A 14,412-nucleotide genomic window follows, 5' to 3' on the forward strand; every position below is an offset into this window, starting at 1 on the left:
CGGCACTCAAGGAGGAGCCCACGATGGCCGAAAATCCTAGCATCCTGTCCCACGTTTCCCTCGGCACTAACGACTTCGAGCGTGCAGTGACCTTCTACGACAAAGTTTTGCCCACCCTGGGCTGCAAGCGCATCATGCAGCATCCAGGCGCAGTGGCTTACGGCCGGGAATACCCCGAGTTTTGGGTCCAGACCCCCATCGACGGTCGCCCTGCCAGCGTCGGCAATGGAACCCACATCGGCTTCTTCGCACCGGACAAGGCTGCCGTGCTGGCCTTCTACGAGGCGGCCCTGGATGCCGGGGCCAAGGGTGAAGGAGAGCCCGGCCCCCGCCCCGACTATGGCGACCCTTATTTTGGCTGTTTTGTCCGGGACCCGGACGGCCACAAGATCGAAGCGTCCTACTGGGATCTGGACCTGGTCTACGAGCTTTATATCGAGCCCCACGCTCACTGAGCGCCGGGTCGGTAGCGCCGGGCTGCTTCGGCCACCCAGCCCTCGTCCAGCATCTGCCCCAGCGCCTGGGCGATGGCTTCGCGCTCGGCTCCGAGCGCGCGCTGCCGGGAGAAACCGAGGAACAACTCCGTGCGCGCTGGCGGTCGATAGGCCAGCTTGACGATACGTCCAGCCAGCTGCGGGTCCTGCAGCAACTCGTAGTCGACCTGGCAGTCGGTACCGACCACCAGCTTCAAGCGCTTGTGGCGCAGCATCTGCAATAGCTGGCTCTCGCTGCTGACCCCGACCTTGCGCAAGCTCTTATCGGAGTCGAACGGCTCAAAATAGGCGGAACCCAGAACGTAGCCAATGTCATGGGCGCGCAGCTTGCGGTAATCGGTGACCTCCCCGGCCAACTCCTGCCCCCCATAGAAACGCGGCGCACAGGCAAAGTACGGACGCTCCAGGTAGTCAATGTAGTGCTCACGCTCCGTCGTCTTCGCCAGCCCGGTCATCAGGTCCGCCATGCCCCTGTTCAACTGGGCCAAGCCTCGACTCCAGGGTGCGCGCTGCACGTCGAAACGCAGCCCGGTACAGCGTTCCAGCTCCTTTAGCACGTCGATATCCAGCCCGCGCAGCTGGCCGCCATCACCGGCGATACGGAATGGTGGCCAATAGTCGGTCATCACCCGCAGTGGCGCGCGCTCCGCCGTGGCCAAGCCTGGCAATAGAATGAGCAGGCCTGCAAGGATACACGCTCGCGGCCAGTGACGATGGCGGGAAGAAACGCGTGAGCAGAGAACTGCAACCGGCCCCATGGCGGCTCCCGGATCAATCTGCTAATTGCTTGTGGGTCCCATCGCAGCAAGGCGGCGAATGGCTGTGTTTACAGCCACAGAAATACAGGGTTTCAGTACGTTCTGCATGATATTTGAGTGGCGCAAGGCCACTACCCTTGTGCGATCCGTCACAAAATGGCTGCTGTTGGCTGCGCCCGCAGCGACACCAGAAATAATCCTGGCCAGCTACCACATCGACCGCGTAAGGGCCCTTCTGGGCGATCACAGGCTCGGTCATCTCCCAGCTCCTCCTCAGCTCACGTTGCTTGGGCGATGCCGGCCTCTCGGGTATGCTCGCCTTTTCCAAGAATAGTCCTGCTTTCTTTTCCAATGCCCCGAGTCCTGCGCTATGCCCTGCTCAGCGTTGCCGCCATCGCCATCGGCCTGGTCGCACTGGTATATGCGCTGACGTGGCATCCGGCAGAGCGCGAACCGGCAACGCTCGCCTGTACCGGCGATGTGGCACAAGTGCAGCCCGGGCAGGCACTCAAGGTGATGACCTGGAACCTCCAGTACCTCGCCGGCAAACGCTATGTCTTCTATTACGACCTTGCCAATGGCTCCGGACCGGACGAACGCCCCACTCGCGAAGACCTGGCCTACAACCTGGATGAAGTGGTGCGCGTGGTGCGTGAGGAGCAGCCGGACATCCTCAACCTGCAGGAACTCCACGAAGGCGCCAAAGCGACCGATTACCAGGACCAGCTAGCGCTGCTCCAGGAACGCCTGGCCGACCTCTACCCCTGTACCAGCCAAGCCTTCTACTGGAAAGCGGCCTTCGTTCCCGATCCGCACATCTTTGGCAGCGTTGGCACCAAGCTGACCACGCTGAGCCGGTTCCGGATTGCCAACGCCGAGCGCCTGCAGTTACCAGAGCTACAGCAATTCCCACTGAGGCAACTGTTTGCCCCCAAGCGTGCGCTGCTGGTGAGCCAACTGCCCATTCGCGGTGGTGGCAACCTGACGGTGATCAATACCCACCTGGATGCCCATACTGAAGGACAGGACGTCCAGCAGCGTCAACTGGCGATGGTCCGCGCCCAGCTCGACAGCCTGCAGACCGAAGGGAAAATCTGGCTCCTGGGAGGTGACCTCAACCTCCTGCCGCCCGGGCAGCTCGATCATCTAGCGGCATCCCAGCAGGCGCGTTACCCCCGCGACACCCCGCTACAAGCGTTATGGGAACACTACCCGATGGTTCCCAGCATCGACGAAGCCAGCGGTCCGGAACAGGCCAGTTGGTATACCCATTTCCCCAACGACCCGCGCGTGGACAGGCCCGATCGCACGCTCGACTATGTTTTCCACAGCCCGCACCTGACTCGCATCGATGCACGGGTCCGCCAGCAGGACACCCTGGGCATCTCGGACCACCTGCCTTTGATCGCACGCTTCCTGCTACCGCCCGCGCAGTGAACACCAAGCCAGGCACCGCGTAGGGTGCGCCATGTGCACCGTCGGTTGCGGCCCACTCCGCCCCGATGGTGATTGCCGGCCCCTCGGTTTGCAGGGCGAATGAATTCGCCCCTACCACATCACTTCCTCGGTCTGGCCCGTGCGGTGGGTTCGGCTACCAGCGGGTCATCCGGCCAGTAGTGTTTCGGGTAGCGCCCCTTGAGGTCCTTTTTCACCTCCGCGTAGGTGTTGCGCCAAAAGCTGGCCAGGTCTTGTGTGACCTGCACCGGACGCTGGGCCGGCGAAAGCAGATGCAGTTTGACGCCTTGCCGCCCGTTGGCGATGCGCGGCGTGTCGGCCAGGCCGAACAGCTCCTGCAAGCGCACAGCCAGGATCGGCATGTCCTCGCTGTAATCCAGGCGAATCCGCGAGCCAGAAGGAACCTCCAGTGTGCGCGGCGCCAGTTCGTCGAGTCGTTGCGGCAGCGGCCAAGACAGTAGTCCCTGGAGAATCCCCGGCAGGTCCAGGTTACCGAAGTGGCTGAGGCGGCTGACCTTGCCCAGCCAGGGCTGCAACCAGTCCTCCAGGCTGGCCAGCAACGCGGCGTCAGACACATCTGGCCATTCGCTGTCGCCCTTTTCGGCCAGATCGAGACGTCGCAGCAGGGCCACCCGCGCCTGCCACTGGCGCAGTTCCGCCGTCCAGGGCAGCAGCTCCACCCCCTTGCGCCGGACCAGGCCAAGCAAGGCCCGGGAACGCGCCTCCTCATCCAGCCCCGCCAGCGCTTCGCGGGCCAGCACCAGCTCGCCAACCTTGCGTTGCCGCTCGGCGCGCAACACGCCTTCGCGCTCATCCCAGTCCAACACCTCCAGAGCATGGACCTGCTCGGCCAACGGCCCCTCGAACAGGCTCGGGTCAAGGTCGGCTGCCAGGTAAATCCGCTCCTCGCGTTGCCCTTGGCGGCTGCCCAGATCGACGATGACCAGCCAGGGCTCCTTCATCAGGGCGTCCGGCTCACCGAAGGTGGCCGCCCGGCCATTGGCCAGGCGGTACTCAGCACCGCCGGGGCGACGTTGCTGGGCGACGCGGTCGGGATAGGCGAGCGCCAGCAGGCAACCCAGCCATCGCGGATCTCCAGGTTCCACCACAGCCTCCGTGGCCGGTCCCCGCAGGTAGGAGCGGAACTGCCGAGCAAGCTGGCGGGCCCGCTGAACCCCGCCACGAGCCCCACGCGCAGATCTGTCTTCACCTGCCAGCAGGGCCAGGCGGCTGTGCAGATCGGCGCCACCGCCACGCAGGATGTCACGCTCGCCGAGCAAGGCTGCGAGGTCACACGCCAAGGCCCCCAGGCCCAACGCCTGACCACGCAGGAGCAAATGGGCAATACGCGGGTGTGCAGGCAGTTCGGCCATGGCCTGTCCGTGGCGTGTCAGCGCACCGCCATCGTCCAAGGCACCTAGCCGCTGCAGCAGATCGCGACCCTGGGCATATGCCGCTGGCGGCGGAAGGTCCAGCCAGGCCAGCTCGCGCGGATCACCGACGCCCCAGCGGGCAAGTTGCAGGGCCAGGCCAGCGAGGTCGGCCTGGAGGATTTCCGCAGTGCCATGAGCAGGCAGTTGCTCATGCTGGGCCTCCGACCAGAGCCGATAACAGGCACCCGGCTGCAGTCGCCCTGCCCGTCCTGCGCGCTGGGTGGCCGAGGCACGGGAGATGCGCTGGGTATCCAGCCGGGTCATCCCACTGGCGGGATCGAAACGTGGAACCCGCTCAAGGCCGGCGTCGACCACAACCCGTACACCATCGATGGTCAGGCTGGTTTCGGCGATGTTGGTGGCCAGCACCACCTTGCGCTTGCCAACCGGCGCCGGTTCGATGGCCGCGCGCTGGGCCGCGAGGTCCAGTTCGCCGTGAAGCGGACACAACAACACATCGGAACAGCCTTCGAGGCGCTCTGCCAATTGATCGGCGACGCGGCGAATCTCCGCCTGGCCGGGCAGGAACACCAGCAGGCTGCCAGGTTCATCCGCCAAGGCTTGGAGGACCGTCTGCACAACCTTGGGCTCAAGCACCTCGCCGAGTTGGGCTGGTCTACCCCAGCGCAGTTCGACCGGGTACATCCGGCCCTCGCTGCTCACGACTGGAGCATCGTCCAGCAGGCGTGACAGGCGCTCCCCTTCCAGGGTGGCGGACATCAACAGCACCTTCAGCGGCGGCTCGTCGCGCAGCAATGCGCGGCCGCTCAGGCACAGCGCCAGAGCAAGGTCGGCGTCCAGGCTCCTTTCGTGGAACTCGTCGAAGATCACCAGACCAACCCCTTCCAGGGCCGGGTCTTCCTGCAGGCGGCGGGCAAGGATGCCCTCGGTGACCACTTCGATGCGAGTACGCGGGCCTACCTTGGATTCCAGGCGGATGCGGTAGCCTACGGTCTCTCCCACCGCCTCGCCCAGCTCGCTAGCCAGGCGCTCGGCCGCCGCGCGAGCGGCCAGCCGACGCGGTTCCAGCATCAGGATGCGCTGGCCGGCCAACCACGGTTCGTCCAGCAACGCCAAGGGCACGCGGGTGGTTTTACCGGCACCGGGCGGAGCTTCCAGTACGGCTTCATGGCGAGCGTGCAGGGCACCGCGCAGTTCAGGCAGGACGGCATCGATGGGTAGGGCAATCATGGCAACTCCAGGCAGGACAGCGATTATACCGGCGAACTGCCAGTTCCTTGTCGAGGTCTTAGATACACCAAGCACTTTTGCAACGGACTGCTTGGTATAGTTATTTCTTTTTGGATCAGGAGTTGCTTATGCGTATGCCGTCCCGCTTCGTTGGTGGCCTGGTCGCCACTGCCCTGCTCACCCAGCTGACCGCTTGCGGCACGATCTTTTTCCCAGACCGTCGCGGTCAGATCGAAGGCAAGATCGACCCCGTCGTCGCCGCCCTGGACGCCATCGGTATCCTCTTTTTCGTGATTCCCGGCCTGATTGCCTTCGCCGTCGACTTCGCCACCGGCGCCATCTACCTGCCCGCTGGCCAGACCGTTCAGGTTTCGCCTGAACTGCTACAGGATGCCATTGGTACCGATGGCAAGGTGGACACGGCTCGCCTGAAGGCGATCATCGAGCATGAAACCGGCCGCAGCCTGCCGCTGGACGACCCACGCCTGCTGCAACACGCCGGCAACCTCGACCAACTGGCCGCCCTCGGCCTGCGTCCCTCAGCCTGACCATGCGGCTGCTTGCCCGTCACCTCGAGCAGCTGCTGGCGTACCACAGCTGGGCTTACCAGCGCCTTCTGGACAGCCTGCAGCAGGTTGACGACACGGCTTACCATGCCCCGTGCGGGCTGTTCTTCAGCAGCCTGCACGGCACGCTCAATCACTTGGCCGTCGCCGACCGCATTTGGCTAGCGCGGGTTCGACAAGAACCCGCGCCGTTCGACCGGCTGGATGCGCAAGCCGTTGCCGACCGCCGGCTTTTGCCGATGTACCTGGCGGAAGGCATTCGTGCTTGGCAGGTGGTGCTGGCGCGGTACGACGACGACAGCCTGATCCAACCACTGGCATACCGGAACCTGCGGGGCGAGCCGCAGCAACGCTCGCTGGCGGAAATCATCACGCATGTGGTCAACCACGGCACCCATCACCGAGGTCAAGCCTCGGCTGCACTCTCGATGATGAGCCTGGCGACTCCGGCCATGGACTTCATCTACTTCCAACCGGAATCCCCATGAAATCCAAGCAGGAGCATGCGAGCCTTCTCCGCCTGGCCACCCGCGCGTCCCTCAGCGTGGCGATCACCCTGGTCATCGCCAAAGCCATAGCCTGGTGGCTGAGCGGTTCAGTCAGCCTGCTCGCTGGGCTCACCGACTCGCTGCTGGACAGCGCCGCGTCCTTCCTCAACCTGCTTGCCGTGCATTATGCGCTGAAGCCCGCAGACGACGATCACCGCTATGGCCACGGCAAGGCGGAGTCGCTCGCAGGCCTCGGCCAGGCCCTGTTCATCGCGGTAAGCGCCCTGCTGGTAGGCACTCAGGCAGTGGAGCGCATCCAGCATCCGGAACCCCTGCATGCCGAAGGCCTCGGCATCGCGGTGATGCTGCTGGCCCTGGCGCTGACCGCTGGCCTGCTGGTCCTCCAGCGAAGGGTGATCCGCATCACAGGGTCGACGGCCATTCGTGCGGACTCGCTGCACTACCGCTCGGACCTGCTGCTGAATGGCGGCATTCTGGTCGCACTGGTTCTAGCCAGCCTCGGCTGGGATCGCGCTGATGGCCTGTTCGGTATGGGTATTGCCTTCTACATCCTCTGGAGCGCCTTCAGCATCGCCCGCGAGTCGGTCTCGGTGCTCATGGATGAAGAGCTGTCCACCACGATCACCGATGACATGCAGCGGCTGGCCTGCACCATCCCAGGCGTCCTGGGTGCCCACGACCTGCGCTCCCGGGTCTCTGGCACTCATTGGTATGTGCAACTGCACCTCGAACTGCCCGGCGACCTTTCGCTGTCGGCCGCCCACATCCTCTGCGAGCAGGCCGCAGCGGCCATCACCGCTCAGTACCCGCGCGCGGAGGTGTTGGTTCACGCTGATCCTTGCGAGGTGGTCAGCGCCTGAGGCGTTCTACCAGGATCAGGTATTGCATCCGGCCACCCCGCGCCCCTTGTAGGAGCCAGCTTGCCGGAGAAGGCGCGGTGGTTATCTTGTAGGAGCTAGCTTGCTGGCGAACCCGCTTCGGCACCCTTCGCGAGCAAGCTCGCTCCTACAGTGTGGATCCCCAGCCGGCACCCGAGAAGCAGGGGCAGTCTCTGCCGGCAGGCAATAAAAAAGAGGGCCCCATACTGCGGGCCCCCTTCGGGAAATTCGTCCTGTGCTGGCGATTTTGTCGCCGCTTTCATCGCCTGCCTGATTGGGCAGCGCGGACCCGGGGGCCAACTCGAACCGGTGGGCTCGGTGGCGCCGACGCGCCTGATTGAGCGGGTCGGGTGGACTTGCTGTCCGGGCCGTGAAACTGAGAGAAATCTTAAAGCTTCAAGCGCGACGAATGATTGCGAACATTGCTCATTACAGAGTAACTTGCGCAATAACAAGCTAAAAACTCAGTATATCCAGCAAGCAGATAAAAGAAGGCACTTGAAATGGAAAAGCTCGACCGCTACGACCTCAAGATCCTCGCCGAGCTACAGCACGATTCGCGCATCTCCAACCAGGAGCTGGCCGAGCGCATCGGCCTTTCCCCTTCGCCCTGCTCACGCCGGGTCAAACAGCTCGAAGACGACGGCTACATCCTGCGCCAGGTCGCCCTGCTGGACCGCAAGAAGCTCGGTCTCAGCCTTACCGCCTATGTGCTGATTGGCATGGACCGGCACACGCCGGAGCGCTTCGAGCACTTCCAGGAGGTCATCAGCCAATGCCCCGAAGTCCTGGAGTGCAGTCTGGTCACCGGCATGGAGGCGGACTACCAGCTCAAGGTCGTGGTGCCGGACATGGAGCATTACCAGCAGTTCCTGCTGGGCCAGCTGACTCGCATTGAAGGCGTGACCAGCGTGCGCTCCAGCTTCGTACTCAATCAGGTGCTGAGCAGCACCGAGCTACCGCTGAACCATTTGCGCAGCTGAGCGGCAATAGCGCATGGGCCCGCTTGGCGTATAATCGCCGCGCTTTGCTGTACCCCGCGCGGCCCCGCCCTACAAGAGCCCTCCGGCTCGCACAACCACAAGTGCATCGCCCGCCTTCCGCCTGGCCCATCGGCCCGGCTGGTGCAGCCTGTTTTCAGCCCGCGAGGTAAGTGATGAGCCCGGAAAAGTTTGAAGAACTGATGATGACCGCGATGATTGCCGGCCTGATCGCGTTCATGGCGTTCATCGTCTGGGATTTGGCGAAGAAGTCCAAAGCCGGCCGCTTTGGCACGATGATCCTGTTCCTCGCCCTCGGCCTCGGGGTACTCGGCTTCGTGATCAAGACCCTGGTGATCGGCGGCCTGGAAGGCGTCTGACGGTGCCCTTCAGGGCAGTCGCGCCGGCTCGTCCCGCCACTGCCCCGGCTCCAGGCCGTCCAGGCTCCAGGGACCGATACGCACGCGTACCAGGCGCAAGGTAGGCAAGTCGACTGCCGCCGTCATCCGCCGCACCTGGCGGTTGCGCCCCTCGCGAATCACCAATTCCAACCATGTGGTGGGCACGCTCTTGCGAAAGCGCACGGGCGGGTGGCGTTCCCACAGCTGAGGCTCCCCCAGCACGCGGACCTCTGCGGGCAGGGTCGGTCCATCATTGAGCTCCACCCCCTCACGCAAACGTTGCAGCTGATCAGCCTCCGGCTCGCCCTCCACTTGCACCCAATATGTCTTGGGCAGCTTGTGCTTCGGGTCGGCGATGCGCGCCTGCAGACGACCGTCGTTGGTCAGCAGCAGCAGGCCTTCGCTGTCACGGTCCAGGCGTCCGGCAGGATAAATGCCGGGAATGGCAATGAAATCCTTCAGGGTCGCCCGCCCCTCGCCATCGCTGAACTGGGTCAGCACATCGAAGGGTTTGTTGAACACCACCAATCGTGGCTCGGCGGGGGGCGCCTTGGCCACACGGCGGGGTGCGCCTGCCTGGGGGCGGCGTGCAGCGGGACGAGTGGAGCGAGGTGGACGCGACATGCCTGGAGACGAGTTGACTGGACAGTGAAGGGGACCGGCATGCTAGGTTGAGCGTGACTTCACCGCAAGAGTGATCCCCCATGCCACGTGCCCTGCGCCCCAGCTGGTTGATTGGCGTGCTCTCGTTCTTCGGCCGTGCTGGCGCGCCCCATCAGGGGCCTGCGTCCGACCACTTCGACGGCCAGCGCTTTCACAATATCGAACCCAAGCCCCACAAGAACCTGCGCGCCCTGCTTCGCTGGCAGTTGACCCGGGCCAAGCAGGCGACCTGGGTCGACCTGCCCGGTCCGGCTGTGCCACCCGATGTGGTGGAGCGCGTAGACGGCGACGAACTCAGGGTCACCTACATCAACCACGCTACGCTGCTGATCCAGCATCGCGGCTTGAATATCCTCACCGATCCGGTTTGGTCCAAACGCGTCAGCCCGGTCAATTTTCTCGGGCCACGGCGCCACCATCCTCCGGGTCTGCCCCTTGACCGGTTGCCACCCATCGACCTGGTGCTGGTCAGCCACAACCATTACGACCATCTGGACCTGGCCACGCTGCGCACCCTGGTGGAGCGCTTCCCCTTGGCGACGGTAGTGACTGGACTGGGCAATGCCGCGCTGATCCGCGAGACCGGCTTCAAACGCATCGTCGAACTGGACTGGTGGCAGTCGCTACCCCTGGAAAATGGCGTGCTGCTGCATGCCGTGCCGGTGCAGCACTGGTCGGCACGCGGCACAAGCGATACCAACCAGACACTCTGGGTGGGTTTTGTCATCGAATCACCGGATGGCCCGGTACTCTTCCCGGGTGACTCGGGCCTAGGCCCGGAATTCCACCTGATTCGTGAGCGCTTTGGCCCGATGCGCTTTGCCGCCCTGCCGATTGGTGCCTACGCGCCGCGTTGGTTCATGCGCGACAACCACATGAGCCCGGACGACGCCGTACAGGCTCATAAGCATCTGGGGTCGCGGCACAGCCTGGCGATCCATTTCGGCACGTTCCGGCTCTCGGACGAAGGCCAGTTCACCCCGCCCCAGGACCTCGCCAAGGCGCTGGTCGACCATCAGGTAGATCGCGAGACCTTCCGCGTGCCGACGCCGGGCTACCAGTGGCTGATCCCGGTTGTGGACAAAAATCTCCACGAGCGAGCGTGCTCGCGAAAATGACCGCGCAGGGTTCGCGAGCAAGCTCGGGCCTACAAAAGCCCATCGTCCCGCCCTAACGGAATGGAGGCTCGTCGAAACTGCGCAGCTTGCGCGAGTGCAACGAGTTGAGCTGGGTACGCAGCAGGTCGAGCGCGGCAATGCCGATGCGCAGGTGCTGGCTGACGGCACGCTGATAGAAGGCGCTGGCCGATCCGGGGAGCTTGATTTCGCTGTGCAGCGGCTTGTCCGACACGCAGAGCAAGGTGCCGTACGGGACCCGCAGGCGATATCCCTGGGCGGCCACCGTGCCGCTTTCCATGTCCACTGCCACTGCACGCGACAGGTTGATCAAGGGTCGCTCCTGAGCCCAGCGTAACTCCCAGTTACGGTCGTCGTAGGTCAGCACGGTGCCGGTCCGCAGGCGCCGCTTGAGGTCATCCCCGCGCTCTCCGGTGACCTGTGCAGCGGCCTCCTGCAGGGCCTGCTGGACTTCTGCCAGGGCCGGCAGAGGAATGTGTGGCGGCAGGACGCGGTCGAGAATCCCGTCACGACGCATGTAAGCGTGGGCGAGCACGTAGTCACCGATGGTCTGCGACTGCCGCAGGCCGCCGCAGTGGCCGATCATCAGCCAGCAGTGCGGGCGCAGCACGGCGAGGTGGTCAGTGATGTTCTTGGCGTTGGAAGGACCCACCCCGATGTTCACCAGCGTGACGCCATGACCATCGTCGGCGATGAGGTGATAGGCCGGCATCTGGTAGCGGTGCCAGACGACTCCGTCGATGATCGCCTGCATTTCGCCCTCATCCATGCCGCGTTCGACCACCACGTTGCCCGGCAGCACCATACGCACGAAGCGCGGATCGTCGCGCAACTGGTCGACGCCGTGGCGGATGAACTGGTCGACGTAGCGGTGGTAGTTGGTCAGCAGGATCCACGGTTGCACATGACGCCAGTCGCTGCCGGTGTAATGCACCAGGCGGCGCAGGGAGAAGTCGACGCGCGCCGCGTCGAACAACGCCAGCGGCAGCGGGTCGACATTCTCCCAGTCGTAGAGACCATCGGCCACACCGTCGGTGGCAGCGGAAAGGTCGGTACTGGGAAACACCCGCGCCAACTCGGCTGCGGTCACGCCGGAGCCCGCCAATTCGTCACCGTGCTCCACGACATAGGGGTAAGGAATGTTCTGCTGGCTAGGACCGACTTCGACCAGCACCGTGAAGTCATTCATCAGCGGCCGCAGTTGCTCCAGCAAGTACTTACGAAAGGCATCCGGATGGGTCACGGTGACGCTGTAGACCCCCGGCTCCTGTAACTTGGCGAAAGCGCGAGTGGTCGACGGCACCTCGCCCTGGCAGCGGTAGGTGATGCGCAGCAGTGGGTAGCGGAACAGGGCTCGCTGCTGCGCGTCGGGCTCAACGCGCTCTTTTATGTAGCCCTTGAGCGCCAGGCTCAGGGCTCCAGTGGCCCGTTGGTGCAGCTCGGCGAGGCGGTCGACGGCTGCCTCGGCGGTTTCGGCAACAAAGAACTCAGTCGAGTCGAGGCTCACGGGCGGCATCCTTTCTGATCGCAGTGTCCTTATCTTGCCTGTGCAAATGGCAAAAGGCATAGCGCGAATCGACAGAGCCCGCACAATCCAGTCTCAGCGCCGCCCGAAAGCAGCGCTGACCTCACTGGGTACCCACTCAAACCAGATGCGGCGTGGCACGCGCCACCAGGGCTTCGACGTCGACCCCCCGCGGCAAAGTGCCATAGACGCGCCCACTCTCTGCAAGGCGGCTGGCGATGAAGGCGTCAGAAACAACCGCATTACCGGCCTCCAGCAGCAACTTGGCTTGCAAGGCAACTGCCACATCTTCCGTGAGCTGGCGAGCGCGATACTGAATGTCGGCAGTATCCCTGAAGCCCGACTTGAGCCGTCCAATATGGACAGCCAACCGGGCATCGCCCGCACCATCCCCCAGTTCGGCGAAAAGGGCATCCAGTACACCAGGCTCCTTGGACAGAGCGCGCAGCACGTCGAGGCATTGCACGTTCCCCGAGCCTTCCCAGATGGAGTTGACGGGTGCTTCGCGGAACAGGCGCGGCAGGATGGTTTCCTCCACGTAGCCAGCGCCGCCCATGCATTCCTGAGCTTCGTTGATCATTGCCGGAGCCCGTTTGCAGATCCAGTACTTGCCCACCGCTGTGACTAGTCGGGCGAACTTCTCTTCCTGTTCGTCATGGGCCTGGTCCAGTGCGCGCCCCATGCGCAGGGTCAGGGCCAGCGCGGCCTCGCTCTCCAGGGCCAGGTCGGCCAGCACGTTCTGCATCAGCGGTTGCTCAGCCAGCACACGGCCACCAACCTTGCGGTGGGCGCAGTGATGGGTAGCCTGGGTCAGCGCCTGACGCATCAGCGCGCTGGAGCCGATCATGCAATCGAACCGGGTCAAAGCGACCATTTCGATGATGGTCGGCACGCCGCGTCCCTCCTCGCCGATCATCCAGGCCAACGCGCCGCGATACTCCACTTCGCTGGACGCGTTGGACCAGTTGCCCAGCTTGTTTTTCAAGCGCTGGATGTAGAACTGGTTGCGCGTGCCGTCCGGCCGGTGACGCGGCAGCAGGAAGCAGGACAAACCCTTGTCGGTATAGGCCAGGGTGAGGAAGGCATCGCACATGGGTGCCGAGCAGAACCATTTGTGCCCGACCAACTCGTATGCCTGCCCGGGACCGGGAATCCCGACCGGATGGGCACGGGTAGTGTTGGCGCGGACATCGGTACCGCCCTGTTTCTCGGTCATGGCCATGCCGATGGTGACCCCGGCCTTCTGCTCCATCGGTACGTTGCGCGGGTCGTACTCGGTGGCGAGGATCTTCGGCAGCCACTTCTCGGCAATCTCCGGCTGCAGGCGCAACGCCGGCACGCTGGCGTAGGTCATGGTCAAGGGGCAGCCCGTGCCCGCCTCGGCCTGGCTGTGCAGATAGCTCATGCCAGCGCGGGCTACCTGGGCACCGGCGCGCGGGTCAGTCCACGGCATGGAGGGAATGCCGTGCTCGATGGCTGCTTTCATCAACTCGTGATAAGCGGGGTGGAACTCCACGAGATCAATCCGGTTGCCGTAGCGGTCGTGGCTCTTGAACACCGGTTTGTTTTCGTTGGCTGGGAAGCCCGCAGCCATCAGCGGCCCGCCCGCCAGGGCACCGTAAGTATCCAGGCGCTGCTCGGCCCAGCCACCGGCGAAACGGCGAATCCACTCCTGCAGCGGCAGGTCGACACGATACAGGTTGGCGCCATCCAGCGACGGTACCTGGTTGAACACGTCATGGGTTTCGGCGAACTGATGCAGGCTCATGGCTGGTCCTCCTGGACGGATCGGCTGGCGCCAAGGGCGCGCAGGCAAAATGTGACAAGACTGTCGCTGACGGCTTGCAGGCCATCAGACGCAAGGCCGGACACGCGCTCGGCGCGGGCAGCGGGGGACAATGGGCCGACCAACGACTCCGCAATCGCCCCCACCAGGCAGGCGGCTGCCAGGGGCACAGAGGGCACCTCGAACTCCCCCCGGGCCTGCCCTTCCTCAAGCAAACGGCAGAACAGTTCGGCGTACGCCTCGCGGTAGCGCAGACGCTGTTCGTCCACCTGCGGATCGACCGGCTCGGCAATCAGGGCAAAGGCCAGTTGCCGGCTATGCCAGGCACGGGCCGCGAACTGACGCAAGCCTGCTGCCAGGCGCGAGGCGGCTGGTCCAGGGCCGTATAGCACGCCGGCCAGGCTATTGACCTCGACCTGGCTGGCTTGGGCGAAGACTTCGGCCGCCAGCTCGCCCTTGCCCGAGAAATGTCTGTACAGGCTGCCCGTGGCGATCCCCACATCCTCAGCCAGCGCTTGCATGGTCAGGGCAGCGAAACCGCCCTCGACCACCCGCGCATGGGCACGGGCGAGGATGCGTCCGCGCAGTTCAAGGTCGCGGTCGATGCGAGTGGCGGAAGCGCGATAAGCCATGGTCT

Annotated in this window: 15 protein-coding genes; 8 read left to right on the top strand and 7 right to left on the bottom strand. The window is 64.3% G+C overall.

The features are described 5' to 3' along the window. Positions 1-23: 23 nt before the first annotated feature. Positions 24-455 (top strand): VOC family protein, encoded by a 432-nt coding sequence (locus OXH74_RS04500; protein ID WP_375740238.1) that lies wholly within the window; start codon positions 24-26, stop codon positions 453-455. On the opposite strand, the gene OXH74_RS04505 is transcribed toward OXH74_RS04500, so the two are convergent. Together OXH74_RS04505 and OXH74_RS04510 are read right to left on the bottom strand one after the other, a co-directional pair. Continuing rightward, positions 449-1,120, bottom strand: a complete 672-nt coding sequence (locus OXH74_RS04505; RefSeq protein WP_375740239.1) for a substrate-binding periplasmic protein — start codon at positions 1,118-1,120, stop codon at positions 449-451. The two genes, OXH74_RS04500 and OXH74_RS04505, sit on opposite strands and share 7 nt — an antisense overlap. A 145-nt stretch (positions 1,121-1,265) precedes the next feature. After that, on the bottom strand, positions 1,266-1,511 hold the full coding sequence (locus tag OXH74_RS04510) for a CDGSH iron-sulfur domain-containing protein (RefSeq protein WP_215370940.1): 246 nt from the start codon (positions 1,509-1,511) through the stop codon (positions 1,266-1,268). A gap of 92 nt (positions 1,512-1,603) precedes the next feature. On the opposite strand from OXH74_RS04510, the gene OXH74_RS04515 reads away from it, so the two are divergent. Further along, a complete protein-coding gene (locus tag OXH74_RS04515) occupies positions 1,604-2,689 on the top strand; it encodes an endonuclease/exonuclease/phosphatase family protein (RefSeq protein ID WP_375740240.1) in 1,086 nt (361 codons plus the stop codon). A gap of 119 nt (positions 2,690-2,808) precedes the next feature. Here OXH74_RS04515 and hrpB read toward each other — a convergent pair whose 3' ends face one another. Further along, on the bottom strand, positions 2,809-5,331 hold the full coding sequence (gene hrpB / locus OXH74_RS04520) for an ATP-dependent helicase HrpB (protein ID WP_375740241.1): 2,523 nt from the start codon (positions 5,329-5,331) through the stop codon (positions 2,809-2,811). Between the two features lie 128 nt (positions 5,332-5,459). On the opposite strand from hrpB, the gene OXH74_RS04525 reads away from it, so the two are divergent. The 5 genes from OXH74_RS04525 to OXH74_RS04545 all read left to right on the top strand — a co-directional run bounded on the left by OXH74_RS04525 (position 5,460) and on the right by OXH74_RS04545 (position 8,644). Further along, entirely contained in the window at positions 5,460-5,879 is a 420-nt protein-coding gene (locus OXH74_RS04525) for a polyribonucleotide nucleotidyltransferase (RefSeq protein WP_375740242.1), read from the top strand. A gap of 2 nt (positions 5,880-5,881) precedes the next feature. After that, positions 5,882-6,385 carry a DinB family protein gene (locus OXH74_RS04530; RefSeq protein ID WP_375740243.1) on the top strand — a complete coding sequence of 168 codons (504 nt, stop codon included), beginning with the start codon at positions 5,882-5,884 and terminating at the stop codon, positions 6,383-6,385. Beyond that, on the top strand, positions 6,382-7,266 hold the full coding sequence (locus tag OXH74_RS04535; protein WP_375740244.1) for a cation diffusion facilitator family transporter: 885 nt from the start codon (positions 6,382-6,384) through the stop codon (positions 7,264-7,266). The genes OXH74_RS04530 and OXH74_RS04535 overlap by 4 nt, the downstream gene beginning before the upstream one ends. Before the next feature lie 521 nt (positions 7,267-7,787). Further along, positions 7,788-8,267 (top strand): Lrp/AsnC family transcriptional regulator, encoded by a 480-nt coding sequence (locus OXH74_RS04540; RefSeq protein ID WP_375740245.1) that lies wholly within the window; start codon positions 7,788-7,790, stop codon positions 8,265-8,267. Between the two features lie 173 nt (positions 8,268-8,440). Continuing rightward, entirely contained in the window at positions 8,441-8,644 is a 204-nt protein-coding gene (locus OXH74_RS04545) for a DUF2788 domain-containing protein (protein ID WP_215370967.1), read from the top strand. A 9-nt stretch (positions 8,645-8,653) separates the two neighbouring features. Here OXH74_RS04545 and OXH74_RS04550 read toward each other — a convergent pair whose 3' ends face one another. Further along, positions 8,654-9,223 carry a pseudouridine synthase gene (locus OXH74_RS04550; RefSeq protein ID WP_375741558.1) on the bottom strand — a complete coding sequence of 190 codons (570 nt, stop codon included), beginning with the start codon at positions 9,221-9,223 and terminating at the stop codon, positions 8,654-8,656. A gap of 146 nt (positions 9,224-9,369) precedes the next feature. Between OXH74_RS04550 and OXH74_RS04555 the strand changes: the two genes are divergently transcribed. After that, positions 9,370-10,446 (top strand): MBL fold metallo-hydrolase, encoded by a 1,077-nt coding sequence (locus OXH74_RS04555; protein WP_375740246.1) that lies wholly within the window; start codon positions 9,370-9,372, stop codon positions 10,444-10,446. 52 nt (positions 10,447-10,498) lie between these two features. On the opposite strand, the gene amn is transcribed toward OXH74_RS04555, so the two are convergent. The 3 genes from amn to OXH74_RS04570 all read right to left on the bottom strand — a co-directional run bounded on the left by amn (position 10,499) and on the right by OXH74_RS04570 (position 14,407). After that, positions 10,499-11,980, bottom strand: a complete 1,482-nt coding sequence (gene amn / locus OXH74_RS04560) for an AMP nucleosidase (protein ID WP_375740247.1) — start codon at positions 11,978-11,980, stop codon at positions 10,499-10,501. 127 nt (positions 11,981-12,107) lie between these two features. Further along, complete coding sequence (locus tag OXH74_RS04565; RefSeq protein WP_375740248.1) at positions 12,108-13,757, bottom strand: acyl-CoA dehydrogenase family protein; 1,650 nt, start codon at positions 13,755-13,757, stop codon at positions 12,108-12,110. After that, on the bottom strand, positions 13,754-14,407 hold the full coding sequence (locus tag OXH74_RS04570) for a TetR/AcrR family transcriptional regulator (protein WP_375740249.1): 654 nt from the start codon (positions 14,405-14,407) through the stop codon (positions 13,754-13,756). Before OXH74_RS04570 ends, OXH74_RS04565 begins: the two co-directional genes overlap by 4 nt. Between the last annotated feature and the right edge of the window lie 5 nt (positions 14,408-14,412).

Origin of the sequence: Metapseudomonas boanensis (assembly GCF_042232855.1) — a bacterium.
Classification (GTDB): Bacteria; Pseudomonadota; Gammaproteobacteria; order Pseudomonadales; family Pseudomonadaceae; genus Metapseudomonas; species Metapseudomonas boanensis.